Source organism: Schaalia odontolytica (genome assembly GCF_031191545.1).
In the GTDB taxonomy this organism is placed as follows: domain Bacteria; phylum Actinomycetota; class Actinomycetes; order Actinomycetales; family Actinomycetaceae; genus Pauljensenia; species Pauljensenia odontolytica.
Map to the genome: position 1 here is coordinate 2,041,816 of NZ_CP133472.1, position 22,622 is coordinate 2,064,437.

Annotated in this window: 20 protein-coding genes; 12 read left to right on the forward strand and 8 right to left on the reverse strand. The window is 66.1% G+C overall.

The window, feature by feature from the left end:
- Positions 1-226: 226 nt before the first annotated feature.
- Genes recA through miaB form a run of 4 tightly spaced genes read left to right on the forward strand, consistent with a single transcriptional unit; the run spans position 227 to position 3,998 of the window.
- Positions 227-1,318 (forward strand): recombinase RecA, encoded by a 1,092-nt coding sequence (gene recA / locus RDV55_RS08715; protein WP_111823951.1) that lies wholly within the window; start codon positions 227-229, stop codon positions 1,316-1,318.
- A 3-nt stretch (positions 1,319-1,321) separates the two neighbouring features.
- The gene (locus RDV55_RS08720) at positions 1,322-1,948 is read left to right on the forward strand and encodes a regulatory protein RecX (RefSeq protein ID WP_111823952.1); all 627 of its coding nucleotides are present in this window, start codon (positions 1,322-1,324) and stop codon (positions 1,946-1,948) included.
- 5 nt (positions 1,949-1,953) lie between these two features.
- On the forward strand, positions 1,954-2,448 hold the full coding sequence (locus tag RDV55_RS08725) for a CinA family protein (RefSeq protein ID WP_165835859.1): 495 nt from the start codon (positions 1,954-1,956) through the stop codon (positions 2,446-2,448).
- Between the two features lie 11 nt (positions 2,449-2,459).
- Positions 2,460-3,998: a tRNA (N6-isopentenyl adenosine(37)-C2)-methylthiotransferase MiaB gene (miaB, locus tag RDV55_RS08730; RefSeq protein WP_111823954.1), complete on the forward strand. Its 1,539-nt coding sequence runs from the start codon at positions 2,460-2,462 to the stop codon at positions 3,996-3,998.
- A gap of 380 nt (positions 3,999-4,378) precedes the next feature.
- Here miaB and RDV55_RS08735 read toward each other — a convergent pair whose 3' ends face one another.
- Together RDV55_RS08735 and RDV55_RS08740 are read right to left on the reverse strand one after the other, a co-directional pair.
- Positions 4,379-4,921 carry a YbjN domain-containing protein gene (locus tag RDV55_RS08735; RefSeq protein WP_111823955.1) on the reverse strand — a complete coding sequence of 181 codons (543 nt, stop codon included), beginning with the start codon at positions 4,919-4,921 and terminating at the stop codon, positions 4,379-4,381.
- Complete coding sequence (locus tag RDV55_RS08740; RefSeq protein ID WP_111823956.1) at positions 4,914-5,360, reverse strand: histidine kinase; 447 nt, start codon at positions 5,358-5,360, stop codon at positions 4,914-4,916. The genes RDV55_RS08735 and RDV55_RS08740 overlap by 8 nt, the downstream gene beginning before the upstream one ends.
- Positions 5,361-5,420: 60 nt before the next feature.
- Between RDV55_RS08740 and miaA the strand changes: the two genes are divergently transcribed.
- Both miaA and dapF read left to right on the forward strand, forming a co-directional pair.
- Positions 5,421-6,410 (forward strand): tRNA (adenosine(37)-N6)-dimethylallyltransferase MiaA, encoded by a 990-nt coding sequence (gene miaA, locus RDV55_RS08745; RefSeq protein WP_111824025.1) that lies wholly within the window; start codon positions 5,421-5,423, stop codon positions 6,408-6,410.
- A 47-nt stretch (positions 6,411-6,457) separates the two neighbouring features.
- Positions 6,458-7,381: a diaminopimelate epimerase gene (dapF, locus tag RDV55_RS08750; RefSeq protein WP_111823957.1), complete on the forward strand. Its 924-nt coding sequence runs from the start codon at positions 6,458-6,460 to the stop codon at positions 7,379-7,381.
- A gap of 69 nt (positions 7,382-7,450) precedes the next feature.
- On the opposite strand, the gene RDV55_RS08755 is transcribed toward dapF, so the two are convergent.
- The gene (locus RDV55_RS08755) at positions 7,451-8,065 is read right to left on the reverse strand and encodes a class I SAM-dependent methyltransferase (RefSeq protein ID WP_111823958.1); all 615 of its coding nucleotides are present in this window, start codon (positions 8,063-8,065) and stop codon (positions 7,451-7,453) included.
- A gap of 85 nt (positions 8,066-8,150) precedes the next feature.
- Between RDV55_RS08755 and hflX the strand changes: the two genes are divergently transcribed.
- From hflX to RDV55_RS08770, 3 genes are all read left to right on the forward strand, one after another.
- Positions 8,151-9,683, forward strand: coding sequence for a GTPase HflX (gene hflX, locus RDV55_RS08760; protein ID WP_111823959.1), 1,533 nt, complete (start codon positions 8,151-8,153; stop codon positions 9,681-9,683).
- Entirely contained in the window at positions 9,680-11,614 is a 1,935-nt protein-coding gene (locus tag RDV55_RS08765; protein WP_111823960.1) for an ATP-dependent DNA helicase, read from the forward strand. The genes hflX and RDV55_RS08765 overlap by 4 nt, the downstream gene beginning before the upstream one ends.
- 108 nt (positions 11,615-11,722) lie before the next feature.
- On the forward strand, positions 11,723-12,712 hold the full coding sequence (locus RDV55_RS08770) for an L-lactate dehydrogenase (RefSeq protein WP_111823961.1): 990 nt from the start codon (positions 11,723-11,725) through the stop codon (positions 12,710-12,712).
- A 68-nt stretch (positions 12,713-12,780) separates the two neighbouring features.
- Here RDV55_RS08770 and lexA read toward each other — a convergent pair whose 3' ends face one another.
- On the reverse strand, positions 12,781-13,461 hold the full coding sequence (lexA, locus tag RDV55_RS08775; RefSeq protein WP_111823962.1) for a transcriptional repressor LexA: 681 nt from the start codon (positions 13,459-13,461) through the stop codon (positions 12,781-12,783).
- 187 nt (positions 13,462-13,648) lie between these two features.
- Here lexA and RDV55_RS08780 point away from each other — a divergent pair, with 187 nt between their 5' ends.
- Complete coding sequence (locus tag RDV55_RS08780) at positions 13,649-14,113, forward strand: LysM peptidoglycan-binding domain-containing protein (protein WP_111823964.1); 465 nt, start codon at positions 13,649-13,651, stop codon at positions 14,111-14,113.
- Between the two features lie 55 nt (positions 14,114-14,168).
- Positions 14,169-14,759, forward strand: coding sequence for a transcriptional regulator NrdR (gene nrdR, locus RDV55_RS08785; protein ID WP_111823965.1), 591 nt, complete (start codon positions 14,169-14,171; stop codon positions 14,757-14,759).
- A gap of 72 nt (positions 14,760-14,831) precedes the next feature.
- On the opposite strand, the gene RDV55_RS08790 is transcribed toward nrdR, so the two are convergent.
- From RDV55_RS08790 to RDV55_RS08800, 3 genes are all read right to left on the reverse strand, one after another.
- Positions 14,832-16,841 (reverse strand): AMP-binding protein, encoded by a 2,010-nt coding sequence (locus RDV55_RS08790; protein WP_111823966.1) that lies wholly within the window; start codon positions 16,839-16,841, stop codon positions 14,832-14,834.
- An 85-nt stretch (positions 16,842-16,926) separates the two neighbouring features.
- Positions 16,927-18,132 carry a phosphoglycerate dehydrogenase gene (gene serA, locus RDV55_RS08795; protein WP_111823967.1) on the reverse strand — a complete coding sequence of 402 codons (1,206 nt, stop codon included), beginning with the start codon at positions 18,130-18,132 and terminating at the stop codon, positions 16,927-16,929.
- A gap of 59 nt (positions 18,133-18,191) precedes the next feature.
- On the reverse strand, positions 18,192-20,465 hold the full coding sequence (locus tag RDV55_RS08800; RefSeq protein ID WP_111823968.1) for a HelD family protein: 2,274 nt from the start codon (positions 20,463-20,465) through the stop codon (positions 18,192-18,194).
- 176 nt (positions 20,466-20,641) lie between these two features.
- Between RDV55_RS08800 and RDV55_RS08805 the strand changes: the two genes are divergently transcribed.
- On the forward strand, positions 20,642-21,715 hold the full coding sequence (locus RDV55_RS08805) for a PAC2 family protein (protein ID WP_111823969.1): 1,074 nt from the start codon (positions 20,642-20,644) through the stop codon (positions 21,713-21,715).
- Between the two features lie 71 nt (positions 21,716-21,786).
- Here the strand turns inward: RDV55_RS08805 and RDV55_RS08810 are convergent, their stop codons facing one another.
- Entirely contained in the window at positions 21,787-22,608 is an 822-nt protein-coding gene (locus tag RDV55_RS08810) for a spermidine synthase (protein ID WP_174703822.1), read from the reverse strand.
- Between the last annotated feature and the right edge of the window lie 14 nt (positions 22,609-22,622).

The following is a 22,622-nucleotide window of genomic DNA, read 5'->3' on the forward strand; positions in this document are numbered from 1 at the left end:
CGATATCTGCACGTTGCGGCGTCGGCGTGTCGATCGAGCGTCGAACATGTGTTCCATTTAAGCTTGTGGGCGACGAAGCTCCGACGCGTGTCGTCCACAAGGGGGGTGCGCGCGGGACGCAGATGACGATGGCCGGTCGCATACTCGTCATGTCGCCTCGGAGAGGGGTGACATTCCCAGGCCAGGACACCCGCAGGCCGGAGAGGCCGCAGACGAAAGGATCACCATGGCAGCCCGTAAAGCACCCGCCGCAAAGCCCGCGACCAACGATCGCAACAAGGCGCTCGAAGTCGCCCTGTCGCAGATCGACAAGCAGTTCGGTAAGGGTTCCGTCATGCGCCTGGGCGACGACAACCGCCCGCCGGTTCAGGTGATCCCCACGGGTTCCCTCGCGCTCGATGTTGCCCTCGGTATCGGTGGCTTGCCGCGCGGCCGCGTGATCGAGGTCTACGGCCCCGAGTCCTCCGGTAAGACCACGGTCGCCCTGCATGCCGTCGCTAACGCCCAGAAGGCTGGCGGTAACGCCGCGTTCATCGACGCCGAGCACGCCCTCGACCCTGTCTACGCTCGCGCCCTGGGCGTGGACACCGACTCCCTCCTGGTCTCCCAGCCCGACACGGGTGAGCAGGCCCTTGAGATCGCTGACATGCTGATCCGTTCGGGCGGCATCGACATCATCGTCATCGACTCCGTTGCCGCGCTCGTGCCCAAGGCCGAAATCGAAGGCGAGATGGGCGACTCCCACGTCGGCCTGCAGGCCCGCCTCATGAGCCAGGCCTTGCGTAAGATCACGGGCGCACTGTCCGCCACCGGCACCACCGCCATCTTCATTAACCAGCTGCGCGAAAAGATCGGAGTGTTCTTCGGCTCTCCGGAGACGACTACGGGTGGTAAGGCTCTGAAGTTCTACGCATCGGTGCGCATCGATGTGCGCCGCATCGAGACCCTCAAGGAAGCCGGTGCGCCCGTCGGCAACCGTACGCGCGCCAAAGTCGTCAAGAACAAGATGGCTCCGCCCTTCAAGCAGGCCGAATTCGATATCGTCTACGGCAAGGGCATTTCGCGCGAAGGCTCGATCATCGACATGGGCGTCGAGGCCGGCATCGTGCGCAAGTCCGGATCGTGGTTCACCTACGGGGACGACCAGCTGGGTCAGGGCAAGGAGAACGTGCGCCAGTTCCTCGTGGACAACCCCGAGCTGGCCAACGAGATCGAACAGAAGATCCTCGTGTCGCTGGGTATCGGTGATGCCCCGGATCCGGACCAGGCATCCCAGGACGTGCCAGACATCGATCCTGATGAGGACGCGGGCTTCTGAGTCGTGGTCCGTTACCTGGATCCCGAAGACAACCCCGAGCTGGGGGAGGAGCGCCGTCGGCGCTCCTCCCCGGGTGAGAGGTTGGCTCGCGCCCGCGAAAGCAATGCGCGCCTGACTGGCACGGCAGCAGTCGAAGCGGCCCGCGAGATCGCCCTGCGTAAGCTCGACGCGCGCGCGTGCTCCCGCAAAGAACTCACGAGCGCGATCGAAGGACGTGGCTTCAGTTCCGAGCTTGCGACCGAGGTTGTTGATCGGCTCGAGGCCGTCGGCCTCGTCGATGATCAGGCATATGCGGATGCGCTCGTCCGTTCGCGGTTTTCCGGGACGGGTGCGTCCGGTCGAGCCCTGCGTGAGGTCCTCGCGCGCAAGGGGCTGGACTCCGCGACCATCGAGCGTGCCCTATCGCAGATCGATCGTGACGATGAGGCTGAGCGTGCCGCTCAGCTGGTGGCCCGCAAGCGTCGTTCCCTCGTGGGCGTTGCGCGTGAAACCGCCTACCGTAGACTGAGTTCCATGCTCGCGCGCAAGGGATATTCACCGTCCGTCGTGGCTACTACGGTGCGCGATGCCCTTGATGTGTGGGGTAACGAGGGTGGCAGCGCTGAGGAGGCCCGGCAGTGGGGACTGTGATCGAGATGAACGACGTGGAGCTCGCCGAGCTGATAACCACTCTCACGGAGCGTGGCCTGACGATTGCGACGGCGGAGTCGCTGACAGGCGGAGGCCTCGTCGCGCGTCTCGTGGACACCCCTGGTGCCTCTCACGTCGTGCGCGGGGGTGCGTGCACCTATGCGGTCGACGCGAAGGCCTCGGTTTTGGGAGTCTCGGAGAGCCAGCTGGCGCTGACGGGCCCGGTCGACGAGCAGGTTGCCCGCCAGATGGCCCGCGGGGCACGCGCTTTGTTCCGCTCCGACATCGGCGTATCGACGACAGGTGTCGCGGGCCCCGGCCCCGCCGATGGATTCGATGCGGGCACGGTTCACATAGCGTGTGCGCATCCGAGGGGGGAAGAGCATCGTCTCTTGCACCTCGACGGCGACCGCGCGGCGGTGCGTGCAGGCGCGATTAACGCTGCCCTCATCCTCGTGCGTGACGTGCTCGACTTCGCCGCCTCGGGGGCGGACGACTAGACTTCAATGCGATGAATACGATGACGCAGGACGGCTCCGCGGCGCCGCGCACCTACGCGGTGCGTACCCTCGGCTGCCAGATGAACGAACACGACTCCGAACGCATGGCGGGTCTGCTGGAGCAGGCCGGCCTCGTCCCCGTTGAACAGGTTCCCGAGGCCGCCGCCCGTGCGACGGACGCCGGTGACATGGGTGCCGACGTGATCGTCATCAATACGTGTTCCGTGCGTGAGAACGCGGCGACCCGCCTCTTCGGCAACCTCGGTCAGCTTGCCTCCGTCAAGCGCCAGCGGCCCGGCATGCAGATCGCGGTTGGAGGCTGCCTCGCCCAGCAGATGCGCGACGGCATCGTCGAGAAGGCACCGTGGGTGGATGCCGTCTTCGGCACCCACAACATTGACGTGCTCCCTGCCCTTCTGCGCCGCGCCGAGCACAACCACGCGGCCGCTGTCGAAATCGAGGAATCCCTCAAGGTCTTCCCTTCGACCCTGCCCACCCATCGCGAGAGCGCGTACGCGGCCTGGGTGTCCATTTCCGTGGGCTGTAACAACACCTGCACGTTCTGCATCGTTCCGCACCTGCGCGGAAAGGAACGCGACCGCCGCCCCGGCGACATCCTCGCCGAGGTCGAGGCCGTTGCCTCGCAGGGCGCCATCGAGGTAACCCTGCTCGGCCAGAACGTCAATTCCTACGGCGTGGGATTCGGTGAGCGCGGCGCGTTTGCTGAGCTGCTGCGTGCCGTGGGCCGCGTGGAGGGGATTGAGCGCGTGCGTTTTACCTCGCCTCACCCCGCAGCTTTCACGGACGACGTGATCGCTGCGATGGCACAGACTCCCACGGTTATGCCGAGCCTGCACATGCCCCTGCAGTCCGGGTCGGATGCGATCCTTCGCCAGATGCGTCGCTCCTACCGTCGCGAGCGTTTCATGGGTATCCTGGACCGCGTACGCGCCGCCATCCCAGAGGCCGCGATTACGACGGATATCATCGTTGGTTTCCCGGGTGAGACCGAGGAGGATTTCCAGGCGACCCTCGACGTCGTCGAGCAGGCACGTTTCTCCTCCGCCTTCACCTTCCTGTACTCCCCGCGTCCGGGCACGCCCGCAGCCGACCGCGAGGACCAGGTGCCCGACGACGTGGCGCTCGAGCGTTACCAGCGCCTCATCAAGCTGCAGGAGCGCATCTGCGCCGAGGACAACGCAGGGTTGGCAGGTACTGAGGTCGAGGTCTTGGTGTCCGAGGGGGATGGGCGCAAGGATGGTGCCACGCACCGTATCTCGGGTCGCGCCCGCGACAACCGCCTCGTGCACGTTGCCCTGCCCGACACACTGGCCGAGGCCGACCGTCCGCGCCCGGGCGACATGATTCGCGCGACCGTCACCTACGGGGCTCCGCACCATCTGATTGCCGACTCGGGCACCCAGGGAGGTCTCTTCGAGGTGCGCCGCACGCGCGCCGGAGACGCCTGGGAGGCTCGTCAGGCCAAGGAAGAACCAGACAATACGGTGTCTTTGGGCATCCCAACCCTTCGCGTGGGTGCTCCGAGCTGATAACGCGCCGTGCCGCTTCGAGCTTCCTTGGGTGTTTCGCCTGGGGAGGATGCGCGTCGGTAGTGGGGCTAGGGACGTAGCTGCACGTTTGACCGTTTGATCGTGAAGAAGTGAGAAAATGTCTTCACCAAACACACATGTGACGCGCGCCGCGTGCGCTACTTTTGTGTCGTGGCGATCGTCACGACGACGAGACGATCGACATGCGGGAGCACTCTCGGTAGTGCGGGTCGATTCGAGCCCCCCTATGCGACCCGTGGCTTGCCCGCGTAAGCGGTACGTGCCGCGCCTTCGCATGCAGTCGGCGCACACTCAACCGAGAGTGCCCCGCTCCTCCAGTCGGAGGTGCGGGGCACTACTCATATGGGTTGAGGCGGTGATTACTCCTCGGCTCCTTCGGCAAAGAGCGTGGGTACTTCCTGAGCGGCGGACAGCCCGATGCTCAGGCCGCGGCGCAGCATCGCATGGATCTGGCGATCCGACAGGCCTTCGCCGACGAAGAAACGCGACGCGGCCATCAGGACCCATCCATCACCGTCTTCGATCGGGAAGATGGTCGGCTGCAGGTGAGTGCGGTTCCATTCGTTGGCCTTTTCCTGCAGCGAGATCTCCGTGTGTCCCTCACCGGGCACCGCGATGCGCGTCTCGATCTGTGCCCAGGGAGCGTCCGCGGGTTCACGATGAATCTGGAAGTGCACGTCCTCCAGCTGGGTGACGGCGATGACCTCGTTTGAACCGTGCGGCAGGCCGTCGCCCTCAAGCACCTTCTCGATGCGCTTGATCGTCAGTGTGGACACTTCGGTCCCCCACTTGGCGGCGTACTCATCGGCTTCCATCGCCGGGGAGACAGCGGCAGGGGCGGGCAGTGGCGAGGCCTTTGCCTCGCCGTCATCGCCGAAGGTGAAGCTCTTCCACTCAGGCATCGGAGCCCTCCTTGGTCCACTGGTCGGGGAACATGATGTCAAGCTGGTTCATCATGGCGACGGACGCCATGATGAACTGGGAAACCTCGGCGTGAACCTGCGCGTCGGTGGCACCCACAACCCAGTTGAAGGTGTGCTGCAGGTGCAGGGCGATCGCGCCGGTCTCCGTCGTGCCGGAGGTGATCTTCGGCAGGTAGGTGGAGGCGTTGAGGCGGCGCACCACGGAGGCGATGGCCTCGGCGTGCGAGGGATCGAAGAAGCGAGGGTAGTCCGCGACCCCCTGGACCGGGTGCCCCTCGGGCACGGCGATGCGGACAGTGCGGTTGGGCAGGATCGCGGCGACCTGTCCGGTGGAGGAAACGAACGGAACAAGTCCGACGGCCTCGACCGCTTGGGTAACCCGGTCAAGGGTGACCGGGGGAGTATCAGTTGTGCTCATGGTAGTAAGCCTAGCCGCTGTTGGGTGGTATCTGCGGGAGGCACCCGTACACTGGTGGCCATGGAGACATCGGTGAGGCGCGCGTCGGACGTCGTGTGCGCGGTTGTGGGGCCCACGGCCTCGGGAAAGTCGGACCTTGCCCTGGAGCTGGCCTGCGTGCTCCCCGGCGCGCTCGGAGCCGCGGGCGTGGGCGAGATCGTGTCCGCGGATGCGCTTCAGCTCTACCGCGGCATGGACGTGGGTACCGCAAAGACGCCGGTGGAGGAACGCCGTGGGATTGTCCACCATCAGATCGACGTGCTCGAGGTTCGGGATGAGGCCTCGGTGGCCGCCTATCAGACGCACGCGCGCGCCGACGTGGCTGGTATCCACGAGCGCGGGGGTGTCGCCGTGGTCGCGGGTGGCTCCGGGCTCTATCAGCGCGCCCTACTGGATGTCATCGAGTTCCCGGGTACGGACCCCGTCGTGCGGGCCCGCCTCGAGGAAGAAGCGCTGGGACCGCTGGGCTCGCGCGGCCTGCATGATCGGCTCGGCCAGCTGGACCCGGTCTCGGCGCAGCGCATCGATCCGCATAACGTCCGCCGGATCATTCGCGCCCTTGAGGTCATTGAGCTGACCGGGCACCCCTATTCGGCTTCTATGCCTCGCCACGAGTTTGTGGCACCAGCGCTCATGGTGGCGCTGCGTCGCCCGATGAGCGAGCTCGACGAGCGTATCGCGGTGCGTACCCGCACCATGATGGACGCAGGGCTCATCGAGGAGGTGCGCGCGCTCATCGATCGCGGTCTGCGCGAGGCAAAGACTGCCTCCCGCGCGACTGGCTACGCGCAGGCGCTCGCAGTCATCGACGGGCAGATGGATGAGGACGAAGCCGTGGAATCCATCGCGCTGGCGACACGTCAGCTGGCACGCCGCCAGGTCAAGTGGCTGCGCCCAGACCCGCGCGTGCACTGGTTGGACGTGGAGGAATTCGACTCGAACGAGGCCGTCGTGCGTCGCGTCGTCGAGCTAACCGAGCGCGAGGCGGAAGCGGCCCTGGCACGGTCGTAATACGACCGCGGGCTGCGCGGTCGGGGTGCGACGGCTACGGTGGATCCATGATGAATACGCAGCTGCCCGCCCACGCCCGCGTCGTGAAGGCCCACGGAGCCGGTAACTCTTTCGTCGTCGCCACGGACCGCCACGACGATTACGATCCGAGCGTGGACGAGGTCGCGACGCTGTGTTCCCCGGCCTTCGGGATCGGCGCGGATGGATTCATCCGGGCCGTCGAACGAGACGGTATGTGGTTCATGGACTACCGCAACGCGGACGGTTCGAAGGCAGAGATGTGTGGTAATGGCGTGCGCGTCTTCGTCGATCACCTGCGCCGTGAGGGCCTCGTGGATCTGCCCGTCGGCCAGACGCTGGATGTGGCCACGCGTGGCGGCATCAAGCGCGTCACGCCCGAGTCCGAAGACGAGGGGCGGGGTGCGAGCTACCGCGTCGATATGGGAGCTGCCGCCTCGCCCGCTCGTGCGACGATCAAGGTGACGGTTCCGGGCATCGAGGGCATTATGGATGGGATGTGGGTGGATATGCCCAACCCGCACACGGTTGTCGAGCTCACCGACGAGGAGAGCCTGCGCGCAGTGTTCCTGCCGACGGTCGATGTCTCCCAGATCCCGACGGCCCAACGCCCCTCCTACGACCCCGAGCCGCAGGCGGGCACGAACCTTGAATTGGTCGTCGACCTGACCGAGCCCGGCGACGAACGCGGGCACATCGCGATGCGCGTGCTGGAGCGGGGCGTGGGAGAGACCCAGGCGTGCGGCACCGGATGCTGCGCGGCGGCTCTCGCCACGGCCCTGCGACGCGGACCAGAGGCACCAACCCAGTGGGTTGTCGACATCCCCGGAGGTAGGGTCGTCGTCGGCCTGGACGGCGTTATCGACTGGACGGGGGAAGGCCCCCGCATCACGGATGCCTCGGTGTTCCTCACCGGCCCCGCGACCCGGGTCGCGGAGATACGTCTGCCCTGAAGACGGCCACGAGAAGACACCGCCGGAGAGCGCGACGAGGACCCGGCCTCGTCCACGCAGAAGAGCGCGTCAGGCGGGCCGAACCTCGATGATGCGGAAGCCCTTCTTCGACGCGTACTTCGAGGCCTGGAAGCCCTGGCCGTTTAGCCACGTGATGAGGGAGTCGGCACCCAGGTTCTTCTGGACGACCAGGTAGGCGACGCCGGCGGGGGCGAGGCGACCCAGCCACGCCGCCAGCATCTCGTGCATCGCGTCCTTGCCGATGCGCACGGGCGGGTTCGACCAGATGACGTCGAAGCGAGTATTTGACTCCGCCGAGGAGGACAGCGCCTCTTGCGCCTTGAGCGCGCGCACCCCGCTCGCCCCGTTGGACTGCGCGTTGCGCTGCGTCAGATCCACCGCGCGCGAGTTCACGTCCACCGCCCACACGGCGGCGTTCGGGGACTCCAGCGACATGATTGTGGCAATCGGACCCCACCCGCAGCCCAGGTCAAGGAAGGTCCCGCCCTCGGGCAGATCCGGGGCGATCTCCAGGAGCTGACGCGTGCCCAGATCCAGCTTGGAACCCGAAAACACCCGCGACGACACGCGCATCGACAGGTCGAAGCCGCGCGCCGTCACCTCGATCGTACGAGTCTCCTCGGCGCTCGCAGGGGAAGAGTCGGAGAAATACTGTTCGTCCACGGAAGAAAGCCTATCGTGCCCGCGCGCGCAGGCGCAGATGGGGGCTGCGCGTGCGACACTAGAAGTCCCCATGAAAAGGATGGTTATGGACACGACCCACACAGGTGCGGACTCCTCGACTGAAGAGCGCGACCAGCGCGTCAACGACGTTGTCGCGCGTATCCTCGCGCGCTCGGGAACGGCGCTCGCATCGACGACGGGTCAGGACACTTCCCAGGACGCGGGTGCCCTCGAGCGCGAGGCTCGTGCGGGCACGCGCCGCGTTGATACGGGTGCCTCCGACCGAGAGGACATCTCCGAGGTCGAATACCGCCAGGTGCGACTCGAAAAGGTCGTGCTCGTTGGCCTGCGCACCACGCAGAGTGAAGAAGAGGCGGAGAACTCGCTGCGCGAGCTCGCTGCGCTCGCGGAGACCGCCGGTTCGCGCGTGCTCGACGGCATCATCCAGCGTCGCATGAAGCCGGATCCGGCGACCTACCTGGGCTCGGGTAAGGCCCGCGAACTGGCTGAGATCGTGCGTTCGGTCGAGGCTGACACGGTGATCGTTGACGAGGAACTGGCCCCCTCCCAGCGTCGCGGTCTGGAGGACGTCGTCGATGCCAAGGTCGTCGACCGCACCGCCCTCATCCTCGATATCTTCGCCCAGCATGCTAAGTCCCGCGAGGGCAAAGCGCAGGTGGAGCTCGCTCAGCTTGAGTATCTGCTGCCGCGTCTGCGCGGCTGGGGTGAGTCGATGTCCCGTCAGGCCGGTGGGCGCGTCGCGGGCGGCGCGGGTATCGGTTCGAGGGGCCCCGGTGAGACCAAGATCGAGCTGGATCGTCGTCGCATCCGCACGCGCATGGCGAAGCTGCGCGCGGACATCGCGCGCATGGAACCCGCCCGTCGTACCCAGCGCAACTCCCGTCGTCGCGGGGCAGTGCCGTCGGTGGTGATTGCGGGATACACGAACGCGGGCAAGTCGACGTTGCTGAACCGTCTGACGGATGCGGGCGTCCTCGTCCAGGACGCGCTGTTCGCGACGCTGGATCCGACGGTGCGTCGCGCACGTGCCGCCGACGGACGCGAGTATACGCTCACCGACACGGTTGGCTTCGTGCGCAACCTGCCCACCCAGCTGGTCGAGGCCTTCCGATCGACACTGGAGGAGGTCGGCCAGGCCGACGTCATCGTGCACGTCGTGGACGCCGCGCACCCTGATCCGGTCTCTCAGGTGCAAGCCGTTCGATCGGTCATCGACACGATCGATGGTGCCTCGGACATCCCCGAGCTGATCGCCCTGAACAAGGCCGACCTGGCTTCGCCCGAGCAGATCGCGCTGTTGCGCACTGTCTTCCCGAATGCCGTGCCGCTCAGTGCCCACACGGGCTGGGGCGTGGACGCGCTGCGCGGGGCCCTTGAGGACATGCTGCCCCGGCCTCGCGTCGCCATCGATGCGGTTCTGCCGTACTCGGCCGGTTCCCTCGTGCATCGAATCCATGAGGAGGGAGACGTTGAGCGCGAGGAGTACGTGGAGGCCGGAACGCGTATTGTCGCGCACGTCGACGAAGCCCTGGCCGCCGTCATTGAACGCGAGGCGGTGGGCCCCGCCGTGGGTGAGGCGGCGGTGAACGGAGCGTGAGCGAGGACCTGGTCGAGGCCTCGGGTCGCGTCCTCGACGCGGTCGTCGCCCGGATGGGCGGGTCCGCGCGCGAAGGGCAGGCTTCGATGGTCGCCGAAGGAGCCGCGGCCCTGGAGGATCGTCATCACCTCCTCGTGCAGGCGGGCACGGGTACCGGGAAGTCGCTCGGCTACCTGGTGCCGCTGCTGACGCACTGCGCGACGAATGGAGTGCGCGGGGTCGTGTCTACGGCGACGCTCGCGCTGCAACGCCAGATTCTCGTCAAGGACGCGCCTGTGGCTGTCGATGCGGTGGCCTCGGCGACGGGCGTGCGCCTGAAGGTGGCGGTGCTCAAGGGATGGTCGAATTATGCGTGCCTGCACAAGCTAGACGGCGGGTACCCCACCGAAGGCACACTGTTTGAGGACCGGGATATCAGCGTCGGCCCGACGGGCGAACTCGGCAAGGAGATTGTGCGCATCCGCGAGTGGGTGAGCGAGACCACGACGGGGGACCGCGACGACCTGGTGCCCGGCGTGTCGGATCGCGCCTGGTACCACGCATCTGTCGCAAAGCCTGAATGCCTGGGAAAGCACTGCCCGCTCCTCGAGGAGTGCTTCGCGCACTCCGCTCGCCTGGAAGCCGCAGAAGCGGACGTCGTCGTCACGAACCATTCCCTTTTCGGCATCAACGCCTGCGGTGAGGGTGAACTCTTTGGCGAGTACGACGCCGTCGTCATCGACGAGGCCCACGAGCTGGCTGACCGCGTCCGCTCGCAGGCTGCCGCCGACCTGACCGTTGCCCGCGTGAGCCGGGTGGCGCGCTCCCTGCGCTCACATCTGTCGATTGATTCCACGGACCTGGACGAGGCCGGGGCCGGGCTGGGTGCAGCAATGGCACCCTTGGAAGCGGGACTTCTCGAGTACCGGCCGAGCGCCCTCGTCGACGCGATGATCGTCCTGGATGGCGCAGCCCGGCGTGCCAGCCACGAGGTGTCCGAGGCGCAGGGAGAACCCGCCGCCAAGCTCCTGGCCCGCGCTGCCATCGATGAGCTGATCGGTGCGCTCGACGCGTGGGGACGAGACCCCGACCAGTCGATCGCCTACATCACGAAGGACGAATCGGACAATGCGCGGCTGACGGTGGGGCCCCTCGACGTGTCTGCCGCGATCGGCGGAAGCGGCATTGGCGAACGTCCCGCGATCCTCACGTCGGCGACTCTCGCGCTCGGGGGAAACTTCGACTTCATGGCCGCCCAGGCCGGCATGGCTGTCTCCGGCGTGCCATGGCACGGCATCGATGTGGGCTCTCCCTTCGACCACGGTCGACAGGGTATCCGCTACGTCGCGACCCATTTGCCCCTGCCCGGGCGGCACGGCCCCTCCGAAGAGCTCCTGGCTGAGCTTGTGGAACTGGCCGAGGCCTCCGGAGGTGGGATGCTCGCTCTCTTCGCGTCGCGCCGTGGTGCGATGGCGGGGGCCCAAGCCCTGCGCGAGCGCACGGACCTGACGGTCTATCTGCAGGGCGAAGAGACGTTGGCGCAGCTGATCCAGCGTTTCCGCGCGGAACGCGATTCGTGCCTCGTGGGCACGATGTCTCTGTGGCAGGGCGTCGACGTCGCCGGTGATGCGTGTCGTCTCGTCGTCATCGACAAGATCCCGTTCCCACGTCCGGATGATCCGGTTTCGCGCGCCCGCTCGATGGATGTCGAGCGCAGGGGAGGGAACGGCTTTGTGTCGGTTTCCCTGACGCACGCTGCGCTCATGCTGGCCCAGGGCGTGGGGCGGCTGCTGCGATCGACCGACGATCGGGGCGTTGTGGCAATCCTCGATCCGCGGGTCGTGACCAAGCGTTACGGTGGTTTCATCATGCGTTCTTTGCCGCCTATGTGGCCGACGACGGATCCGGAGGTCGTTCGCGGTGCCCTGCGGCGTCTGTCCGAACCCCGCTGAGGCGTCCGCTAACCCCGACGAGCGGTCAAAAACGCTGCGTGGACAACTGGCGCGAACGGGGCAACTATCTGCGACAATAAGGGTGCCCGCAGACTCAAGGAGACACTCGTGGAAAACCAAGCCCAGACCCTGTACCCGTCAAAGTCCTCCGGACGTCCCTCCAAGATCGCTATCATCGGCGCCGGTGCCGTTGGTACGGCCGTCGCCTACGCGTGCGCGATGCGCGGCGATGCCCGTTCGATCGTTCTTCAGGACATCAACAAGGCCAAGGTCGAGGCCGAAGCCCTCGACATGGCCCATGGCATCCAGTTCACGCCTGCCGGCTCGATCGAGGGCTCGGACGACGTTGAGATCGTACGCGGTTCCGACCTGATCATCGTCACGGCTGGCGCGAAGCAGCAGCCCGGACAGTCCCGCCTGGAGCTGGCTGGCTCGACCGTCAACCTGATGAAGAAGATCGTGCCGAACCTGCAGAACGTCGCTCCCGACGCTCACCTTATGTTCATCACGAACCCGGTCGACGTTGTCACATACGCTGCGCTGAAGATCACGGGCCTGCCCCGTAATCAGGTCTTCGGATCCGGAACGGTGCTCGACACCTCCCGTCTTCGCTACCTGGTCTCGCGTGAGACCGGCGTGGCTACCCAGAACATCCACGCCTACGTGGCCGGCGAGCACGGTGACTCTGAGGTCGCCCTGTGGTCTAGCGCGGAGATCGGTAACGTCCCGCTGTCTCAGTGGGGCCCGACGCTCAATGGCGGCATCTTTGACTCCGCTCTGCGTAACTCCATCGCGCAGGAGGTCGTTCAGTCCGCCTACAAGATCATCGAGGGTAAGGGCGCGACGAACTACGCGATCGGCCTGGCTGCCTCGAAGATTGCGGGTGCGGTGCTGCGAGATGAGCAGCGCGTCCTGACCATCTCGACCCTGCTCGAGGACTGGGAAGGCATTTCCGACGTCGTCATGGCTGCCCCGACCATCGTCGGCCGCGACGGTGCCGGACGTGTCCTGCACCCGCCGCTCACGCTCAACGAGCGCGATGGCCTGACCGCCTCGGCTCAGCGCCTGCGCCAGGTCGCCCGCGACCTGGGCTTCTGAGGCTCCTTCCTCCGCATAAGACAGTGGCACCACCCGTCAGGGGTGGTGCCACTGTCTTATGCGGTGCGTCAGAGTGAGCGGATGACGGTGACGACCTTGCCGAGGATGGTAGCCTCGTCGCCCGGGATCGGTGAGTAGTCCGGGTTGTGCGGAAGAAGCCAGACGTGTCCACCCGTCACCGATAGCTCCTTGACCGTGGCTTCTCCGTCGATCATGGCGGCCACGAACTCGCCGTTGCGGGCCTCATTCTGCGAGCGGATCACGACGTAGTCTCCGTCAAAGATTCCGGCGTCGATCATAGACTCGCCGCTGACCTCGAGCATGAAGAGATCACCGTGGCCGGTCATGGAGGTCGGCAGTCGGAAAACGTCCTCCACATGCTGCTCGGCGGTGATGGGGGTGCCGGCAGCGATGCGGCCGACGAGCGGAATTGCCGTGCCGTCTTCCTCCACGTGTGAGATGGGGACCTCGATGCGGACGACCTTTTCCGAGGCCTGCGCGAAGGAGGGGAGATGAAGCTCCGTGCGCGCACGATCGGTCAAGTCCAGGGCGCGAGGCAATCCGGGCTCGCGCACCAGATACCCGTGCGCCTCAAGCGCGTCGAGATGGTGCTTGACCGTCGATGGTGATGCCAATCCGACCGCGGATGCGATCTCGCGCACAGAGGGTGGAAAGCCGCTGGAGGCCAGTTTTTCGTTGATGACTCGCAAGATCGCACGGTGTCGATCACTCAGCGAACGCTCGGTCATGGCTTCTCCTTCGCATCGGGGTGGACGCAGATGTGCATGGGTCGGTGTCCACTGGATACGTCAAGGATAAGCCGATTTCACGCAGAATGAAACATATGTTCGAGTGTGCCTCGACATTGCTTGGTGAGCGTGCTATCGTACAAGTGTTCGACGAACAGATGTTCGATTGAGTTTTCTGGAGGTTCTCATGAGTGTTCCCGTTGCAACGAAGACCGCGGTCTCGTTCTCTGCGCGTCGCTCTCCGCTTCGCGTCGTCGAGGGTGCGCCGCTTGCGACCGTTCGTGATATCTCAACGGCACCGTCGGCGCGCCGTCGACTTGATGCGCAGCGCGGAGATGACCCATCGTTCCTTCGCGCGCCCGCTGCTCCGCGTCGCCGCGCTCGCTCCTCAGGCCGTGGCCTTGTTGCCGGCGCGCTTGCGACGCTCGTGCTGTCCGTGGGTGCCGGTGCTCTCGGCCTAGCGATCCAGCCTGCCGCATACGATGGCCCGACGGTCACGAAGTCTGTCGTGAGCGGCGACTCCGTGTGGTCGCTCGCGCAGAACGTGAAGACGGATCGTCCTGTGGAACAGGTGGTGGCCGATATTGAGCGTCTCAATGATGTTGAGGGTGCTCTCCAGCCGGGGCAGCGCGTCGTCGTGCCGGTCCGCTGATGGTGGCGCGTGGGACTCCTGTGACAGACGGGGCATGACCGTGTACCGTTGAAGGGTGCACTGCCCTTTCTGTCATAACCCGGATTCGCGCGTCGTCGATACGCGCATTGCGGACGACGGCGCCTCGATTCGGCGTCGTCGCGAGTGCACGAACTGTAAGAAGCGTTTTACAACCCTGGAAACGTCCTCCTTCCAGGTCGTCAAGCGATCTGGTGTCGTTGAATCTTTCTCCCGTAACAAGGTTGTCTCGGGTGTGAAGAAGGCGTGCCAGGGGCGTCCCGTTTCAGATGACCAGCTTGCGATTCTTGCCCAGCAGGTAGAGGAGCAGCTGCGTTCGACCGGTGTGTCCAACGTGTCGACGAACGAGGTCGGCAAAGCGATCCTGCCCTTCCTGCGCGACCTAGACGTCATCGCCTACCTGCGATTTGCCTCCGTCTATCGTCAGTTCGACACCCTCGAAGATTTCGAACAGGCTATCCACGCGCTGCGCGAGCGCTACCACGGCAGCGCTAGCGGTGCCGATATACCCGTGACGCGCGACGATGCCGCGCCGCTTGCCCCCACGCCTGCGAAGAAACCTCGTAAGGCTCGCGCATCTCGCAAGCGCGTTGCCTCTACCGCTCCCACGCTGCTTGGAGACAACTGATCGCGTGACATGAGCAGTGCCCGGTTCTCGAAGGGGGAACCGGGCACTCCTCTTCGGTGCTGTAGTCAGCGTCTAGCGCTTGTTGGACTTCGCATCCGTGGCCGGGTTGTCCACCTGTTCGTCAGCCGTTGAACGCAGCTGATCATCGTTCGTGGCCCCGCGAACTGCCTCGACAGTATGGGACTTGGAATCGCGGGCTCCGGCGACGGCAACGGAGACGATGCCGCGCGCACCCGCCACCGCCTCGGACGCGGCCTCGCGCGCCTCGGCGACCTTTTCTGACACGGCCTCGCGCGCACCTGCCATTGCCTCGGATGCGGCTCCGCGTGCTTCGGCGACCTTCTCGGAGACGGTTTCGCGGGCCCCGGCCATGGCCTCGCGCGCCCCGACTACGGCGTCCGTCGCGGCTGCCTGCGCACCCATGATCTGTTCACGCACCTTCTTGCGCATGACCTTGCCGAGCTGCGAGCGCGGCAGCTCGGTCATGACGACGATCTGGCGGGGGAGAGCGTAGTGAGCGAGAGACCTTTCCGCCCAGGTGCGCAGGTCAGTGAGTGTCACTGAAGCGCCGGCCTCGAGCACGACGGCTGCAACGACGTCCTCGCCGGACTCACCCGCGGGCACGCCGACGGCTGCGACGTCAACGATGCCCGGCATTGAACGCACCGCCTCTTCGACCTGTGAGGGGTAGACGTTGAATCCCGAGGAGTTGATCATCTCCTTGCGCCGGTCGGCCATGTAGATGAAGCCGTCGCGTACCTGGACCAGATCGCCTGTACGCAGCCACCCGCCCTGTGTGAACACCTCGGCGGTCTCATCGTCCTGGTTCCAGTAGCCGGAAAACACCTGAGGTCCGCGGGCGATGAGCTCTCCGACCTCGCCCGGAGCAACCTCGCGGCTCGGATTCTCGGGATCCACGATACGCACCTGCGTGGAGGGAAACGGAATGCCGAGAGCCCCGCGTGCGCGCGACGATGCCAGGGGGGATCCGAGAATGATGGGGGACGCCTCGGTCATACCGTAGCCCTCGATCATGAGGCCACCGGTCGCGTGCTCCCACGCGTCGGCTAGGGATGCTGACAGGGGCATCGCGCCCGACAGGGAGAAATGGATGGAGGACAGGTCCACGTTCGTCCCCTCGGCCGCTGCGAGAAGGCGTTCATACATGGGCGGAACGCCCAGGAAGAAGGTGCACGGCAGGCGGCGCTGCGCCGCCAGGACCAGGGCGGTGTCGAACTTGGGGAACATAGCGATCGTCGCGCCCAGGCGCAGGCCCGCCAGGAATCCGATCGTGAAACCGAAGGCGTGGAAGAGCGGTAGGATGCAGTAAAAGACCTCGGCTCCCTCGTGCAGGACGGGAACCCAGGCAATCGACTGCTCGACGTTCGCTGACAGGTTCGCATGCGTGAGTGCGGCGGCCTTCGGGACTCCCGTCGTGCCACCCGTGTGGATGAGGAGGGTGACGTCCTCCATGGCGGCCGGGCAGCTACCCTGCCAGGGGGTGGCCAAGCGCATCGCTCGCGCCCAGGAACGTGCCCAACCGGGGCGTGGGCTGGAGAGCTGATCGCGCTTCTCGCGCGCGGCCTTCACCGGCAGCTTCAGAGCCAGGCGCGAGGCCGTGGGCAGAGCCGTCGTCAGGTCCATGCAGAAGGTGGTGTGGCCTCGCCCGAGGAAGGTGAGCTTCTCCAGCGTCTTCGACCATGCGATCGTGACGCGAGCGCCGTGACGCTCGTACTCGCCCTCCAGCTCGCCCGCGGGTGCCAGGGGGTTATGTTCGACGACGATTGCGCCGAGCAGCATCGTGCCGAGGACGGCGACGGCGTGCTGCGGGCAATTCGGCATGATGAGGGCAACCCGGTCTCCGGGGCGCACGCCCGCCTCGTGGAGCGCACCCGCACAACGGCGCATCTCCTCGGCGAGTTCCGCGTACGTGAGCTGGCGTGCGAAAAAGTCGATGGCGGCACGTTTGGGGTAGCGTGACGCGACCTCCAGGACCATCTCAGGGATGGGACGCTCGGGCGTTGCAATTTCGTAGGCAACACCGGGTGCGTACAGGGCGCGCATCGACGTCGTGAGCTCCATCTATCCTCCTTCGGGAACGATGCTACCCACGATACCGTAAGGTGAGCCTTGTTTGACCAGCTGGGACGCGATGACTATGACTGTTTTACAGAGGCGTCGCGATCAGGCGGATGGTCTCGGGCAGGTGGCTCAGCTCCTCGAGCGCCTCACGGCCCAGGCCTGCCGAAATGTCGGTGAGCACGTAGCCAACTTCGTCGAGGGTCGCCAGGATCTGCGCGTCGACGTTCGCCTCGGAGGAAGCGAATATCTGGTTGACGCGTGCCATGACGCCGGGAACGTTGCGGTGGATGAGGCGCACACGGTAGCGCGAGCGCTTGCCAATGTTCATCGTCAGGTTCGGCAGGTTCACGCTCATGTCGGTCGACCCGCTGGCCTGGTATTCGCCGATCTTGGCAGCCACGAAACGGCCGATATCGTATTGAGCTTCCTCCGTGGAGCCACCGATGTGGGGAGTGAGGATGACGTTGTCGAGGGTCGCCAGCGGCGAGGTGAAGGGGTCGCCGTTGGCGCGCGGTTCCTCGGGGAACACGTCGATTGCCGCGCCGCCCAGGTGACCAGACACCAGGGCCGCGTGCAGAGCATCAACGTCGACGATGTGCCCGCGCGACAGGTTGATGAACAGCGCACCGGGCTTCATCAGCTCGAACTCGACGCGCCCGATGAGGTTCGTATTGGACTCCTGGCCGTCCACGTGAACGGAAATGATGTCAGCCTCGCGCAGAACCGCCTCCATCGTCGCCATCTGCGTGGCATTGCCCAGCGCGAGGCGCTCGGCCGCGTCGTAGAAGATGACGTTAAGACCCATGGCCTCGGCGAGGACGGAGAGCTGGGTGCCGATGTTGCCGTAACCGATGATGCCGAGCGTGTGACCACGCACCTCGTGGGCACCGTCGGCGCTCTTATCCCACACGCCGCGATGCAGACGCGAGTTCTTCACAGTCACGCGGCGCGACAGGTCGATGATCTCGCCGATAGCGAGTTCGACGACGGAGCGCGTGTTGGAGTAGGGGGCATTAAACACCGCGACGCCCATCTCGGTGGCCGTGGCCAGGTCGATCTGGTTCGTGCCGATGCAGAAGGCACCAATGGCCTTCAAGCCCGGACGTGCGCGCAGCACTCGCTCGGTGACTTCTGTCTTTGACCGCAGGCCCAGGTAGTCCACGCCTTCGAGTGCGTCGATCAGATCATCCTCGGACAGGGCACCGGTCACGCGAGTGACCTCGATACCGAACTTGGCGAAGATATCATCGGCGATGTCGTGCGGGTTCTCCAGGAGCAGTGCGCGTGTCATGCCCCCATCATGGCAGACGCGGGCGCACAGTGACACGCGGTGTCAGGGAGTGGGCGCTCCTACCACTCCTCCATTCCGGCGGGAAGCGGGGCGCTGTGGACGACGTGGACATCGTGGGTCGCGCGGGTCAAAGCGACAAAAAGGTCGCCGACGCCGTCGTTCATGATCTCCGCGGGCTCGACGAGGACGACGGAGTCGAACTCGAGGCCCTTGGAGGCGACGGCGGATAGGAGGGAGACACGCTCGGATAGAGCACTCTCTCCGTCGACGTCGGCACCCCACGCCCGGGCGCGTTCCTGCCCGACGATCAAGGCGATGCGGCCCCGGGATGCGCCCGCCTCGCGGTCGAGGCGTTCTTCGGCCATACGCTGGGCATCGACGACGGCACGCCACAGCGGGCTGTTCTCCCGCGACGAGGTCGGGCGTTCCTCGGGCGCATCCAGGTGAGTGACGCGGTAGCAGCCCTCGACATCGCGCACGGCGGTCATCGGGTACAGCACGGGGACGCCCGCACGGGCGACCACGCCCTCGGCGAGTGTTGTGAGGGTAGCGGGCGTGCGGTAGGAGACCGTCAGCGCGTATTCGGCGGCCAAGGCGCGCGCCGCCGGGCCGAGAGCCTTTTCCCACGTCGGCGGTCGCTTGCTCCCACGCCGCTGATCGAGGTCCCCGACGACCGTGAAGGAGCGCGAGGGGCAGCGGCGCAGCAGGGCGCGCCAGGCCATGGGGGAGAGCTCCTGGGCCTCGTCGACCACGATGTGGCCGAACGCCCACGTGCGGTCCTTGGCGGCGCGCTCGGACAGGGGCATCCACGACTCCTGCCCCGCGACCTGGCGCGCGAGCATCTGGGCGGTGACGATGCCGCCGCCCAGGTTCTGAGCTTCGATCGCCTCGCGGGCGTGCTCGATTGCGCCCTCGTCGGACTCCCGAGAAGATGCGGAGGTCGTGGGCATGGGACCCAAGAGCTCCTCGCACTCGTCCAGGATCGGTACGTCCGAGACCGTCCACGGTGAAGAGCGTGGGCGCATGAGAGCCGCCAGCTCGTTTGGACGCAGGGGAGAGCCAGCCTTGCGATTTGCCGCCGCTAGCACCTCGGGGCGAGCGTAAAGGCGGCGCAGCAGTGTCTGGGCACTCGTCGGCATCCACGCCGTGTTGATCGCACGCCTACAATCCACCGAATCGCGGATCTCAACGAGCCACGAGCGCTTGACCTCCGGATCGACGCCGCCCTCTGAGTCCGCGTCCCCGGCCTCGCGCGCCAGGCGCAGTGCGAGCACATCCATGAGGTCGCGCGCGAAGGACTCACGCGCCACGTTATGGGGACGCCCCGAGCGCTTGGCACGGCGGCGCGCAGTTTCCACGTCGGTGCGCGTGAGCGTCACCTCGCGGTTCCACACGCGCAAGACCTGGTCGTCCTGAGGCAGCTTCGCGAGTGCGCGCACCGCCTCCTTGACGATCTTCGCCCACTCGGGCAATCCCTTGATCCGAGCCACGGCCTCGTCGTCCTCGGTTCGAGCGTGCACGCCAGGCACCAGATCGCCCAAGGTCACGGACACGACACCCGTCTCGCCCAGAGAGGGAAGCACCTGCTCGATATAGCGCAGGAACAGGCGCGACGGACCCACGAGGAGGACCCCCGAGCGCTCGAGGCGCTCGCGGTGGGCGTACAAGAGGTAGGCGATGCGGTGCAGCGCAACCGCGGTCTTGCCGGTGCCCGGTCCGCCCTGGACCACCATGAGGCCTTTGTCGGAGGCGCGAATGATCCGGTCCTGCTCGGACTGGATGGTGGCGACGATGTCGCCCATGCGACCGTCGCGCGCCTCGCTCAGCACACGCATGAGAGCGCCCTCGCCCTGAAGCTCCAGACCCGAAGCGTTCGCCGCGTCCAGGAGCTCGTCCTCCAGAGCGGTCACTCGACGGTCACGCGTCGAAATATGGCGGCGGCGAACGACGCCGTCCGGCTCGGCCGATGTTGCCTGGTAGAAGGGGCGTGCGGCGGGCGCGCGCCAGTCAACGAGTAGGGGGGTGCCGTCCTCGTGAGACAGCGACAGGCGACCCACGTGACGCACCGACTGATCCACCATGTCGAGGCGACCGAAGACGAGGCGTTCCTCCACGCCCTCGAGGCGAGCCGCCATCTCTCCCAGGTGAGCAGATAGCGCTTCGCGTTCGGTCCAACCCTGCGCATTACCGACGCCGTGGGTGGAATGCACGCGCCCCTGACGCTCGCGGTAGGAGGCCCGCAGCGCGTCCAGACGCTCGTAGGCGCTGTCAACGAAATCCTGTTCGGGCAACGGAAGGTCGGTCGACGGCTCGTCATGAGTGCTCGTGGCCATGGCTCCTCCTCGTTTCTTTGGCCCTCTATTGTCCCCTACTTTTGCCGCCTGCGCTTCCACAGTCCGGGGTGTGTATGCGACTTCGCCCCAAGCTCAATAACGCTTCCCGCGTGACGCGGCGGGGGAGGCGCGGGTACGTTAGACATGAGGTAGACGAATGAGAATGAGGAGGAGACGTGAGTATCAACGCGACTGATCTGTATGCCGACGGCCCCGCCGCCGGCGCGAAGGCGAAGATTCTCCTCATCCATTTCGATGGGGCGATTGACGCCGGGGCGGCGGGGCGAATGGCCATCCGCCAGCTCCTTCGCTCCTTGCACAATGAGCGCGTCGCTACGTTCGACGCCGACGCCCTCATGGACTACCGCTCCCATCGGCCCATCGTGACCGTGGACAACTGGGTGTCTTCCCCGGACATGGTGATGCCCGAAACCGTCCTCGACCTCGTCGAAGACGACATGGGGAACCCGATCCTGGTCCTGCACGGTGCCGAGCCCGATGCCCACTGGGAGTCCTTTACCGCCGCCATCCGGGACATCTGCGAACGCGCGGGCGTGGAGATCACTTTCTCGCTGCACGGAGTCCCCTCGGGCGTGCCGCACACGCGCCCCACGCCCGTCCACGTCCAGGCGACTGACGAGTCGCTCCTGCCCTCTGGTGGCCAGATCGCGAACCACATGCAATTCCCCTCGCCGCTGTCCACCTTCATGCAGATCCGCATGGGGCAGCAGGGGATCGGTGGGCTCGCGCTACTTGGAGCAGTTCCGTATTACATGGCGGACACCGGCTACCCCGCAGCATCCTCGGCCCTGTTGACCTCGTTTGCCAAGTTCGCGGACCTCTCGCTGCCAGTCGGTGACCTCGAACAGGGTGCCGCCCAGGATCAGGAGAGCATCGAGAAGCTCGTCGAGGGCAACCCGGAGATCTCGCACACGGTCTCCGCCCTCGAGGAGCACTTCGATGCGTGGACCGGTGGCACGGGTGCGATCCCGCTGCCCGGCATGGGACATCCTCCTGCGACCAGCAACGAGGAGATGATCCCGAAGGACATCGGCGATGTCATCGAGGCATACCTCGCGCAGGTCTCTCGTGCCCAGGACGCGGAAATCGAGTCCGTCCAGCGTGCGCCGCGCAACGAAGACGCGGAGGAACCGGCCAAGCCCGACACCATCGAGGACGTTCTCGCTCGTGTTGAAGCGCGACGCAGGGGAGAAGGCCCCGGACCTTCCTCGCCGCGCCACCGCGCCTGAGGCAGCTGCGCGTCAGGAAGCACTGAGCCCGCGTTCTGCCGCGGTGGCGCTACCCGCGCGCCACGGCCTCGTTAGTCGGCCTGCTGATACCCCACCTGGACGTCCGTGAGCGCGGCAGTTCCAGCCACCCACCGCTCCAGGTCGCGCGGGCGAGTGATCCGAGCGGGAAGCGCCAACATGCGCAGCGCGCGATCGATCTGATCGACATCGACGACGCCCTCCGAGCAGGCCACGGCAACGACGTTGCCGCGGCGCCCGCTCCGTCCGACCTTCGGATCCTGAATGGACGCTACGAAGGGGAAAACCTCACGCAGGGCAGCGATGTCCTGGCGTGCGTTAGCCGGTCCACCGTGCGCGCAGTTCACCAGGTAGACGCCGCCGGAGCCAAGTGCTGCGCGTGCCCGCTGTGCGCACTCAACGGTGCGCAGTGAATCCGGGGTCACCCCCGATGCGAATGCGTCGCGTACCACCACATCGAAGGACCCCTCGCGTGTCTGATCCAGGACTGCACGTCCATCGCCGACGCGAATCCTGACCTTCGGGGCCTTCGGGATGGGAAAGTGCTCGCGCACCCGTTCGGCCAGCAAGCGATCGACCTCGACGGCGACGTGACGAGACTGCGCGTGTGACGCCGACCATGCGCACGCGAGCGCGCAGGCGGCGCCACCCACGTGAAGCGCACGGAAACGCTCCTGTGATCCCCACAGGGAGGACACGACCGCGTCCATGTGCTGCATGTACTCGAACTCCAGGAAGGTCGGATCGGACGTGTCGACCGCCGACGATTCAACGTCCCCCAGGAAGAGCGTCGCGCGCGGACCATCCCACCGGATACGCGCTGAGCCGAAATCCGTGTCGAATGAGATGTCGCGTGACGAAGATGAGCGTGCCATGGTGGACACTGTAA

Bases quoted from the DNA above. Each gene is read 5' to 3' on its own strand.
- RDV55_RS08780 (WP_111823964.1), top strand. From the start codon at position 13,649: ATGAGTGTTCCCGTTGCAACGAAGACCGCGGTCTCGTTCTCTGCGCGT.
- dapF (WP_111823957.1), top strand. From the start codon at position 6,458: ATGATGAATACGCAGCTGCCCGCCCACGCCCGCGTCGTGAAGGCCCAC.
- RDV55_RS08810 (WP_174703822.1), bottom strand. From the start codon at position 22,608: ATGGCACGCTCATCTTCGTCACGCGACATCTCATTCGACACGGATTTC.
- miaB (WP_111823954.1), top strand. From the start codon at position 2,460: ATGAATACGATGACGCAGGACGGCTCCGCGGCGCCGCGCACCTACGCG.
- RDV55_RS08725 (WP_165835859.1), top strand. From the start codon at position 1,954: ATGAACGACGTGGAGCTCGCCGAGCTGATAACCACTCTCACGGAGCGT.
- RDV55_RS08740 (WP_111823956.1), bottom strand. From the start codon at position 5,360: ATGAGCACAACTGATACTCCCCCGGTCACCCTTGACCGGGTTACCCAA.
- hflX (WP_111823959.1), top strand. From the start codon at position 8,151: ATGGACACGACCCACACAGGTGCGGACTCCTCGACTGAAGAGCGCGAC.
- lexA (WP_111823962.1), bottom strand. From the start codon at position 13,461: ATGACCGAGCGTTCGCTGAGTGATCGACACCGTGCGATCTTGCGAGTC.
- RDV55_RS08800 (WP_111823968.1), bottom strand. From the start codon at position 20,465: ATGGCCACGAGCACTCATGACGAGCCGTCGACCGACCTTCCGTTGCCC.
- RDV55_RS08735 (WP_111823955.1), bottom strand. From the start codon at position 4,921: ATGCCTGAGTGGAAGAGCTTCACCTTCGGCGATGACGGCGAGGCAAAG.
- miaA (WP_111824025.1), top strand. From the start codon at position 5,421: ATGGAGACATCGGTGAGGCGCGCGTCGGACGTCGTGTGCGCGGTTGTG.
- recA (WP_111823951.1), top strand. From the start codon at position 227: ATGGCAGCCCGTAAAGCACCCGCCGCAAAGCCCGCGACCAACGATCGC.
- RDV55_RS08790 (WP_111823966.1), bottom strand. From the start codon at position 16,841: ATGGAGCTCACGACGTCGATGCGCGCCCTGTACGCACCCGGTGTTGCC.
- serA (WP_111823967.1), bottom strand. From the start codon at position 18,132: ATGACACGCGCACTGCTCCTGGAGAACCCGCACGACATCGCCGATGAT.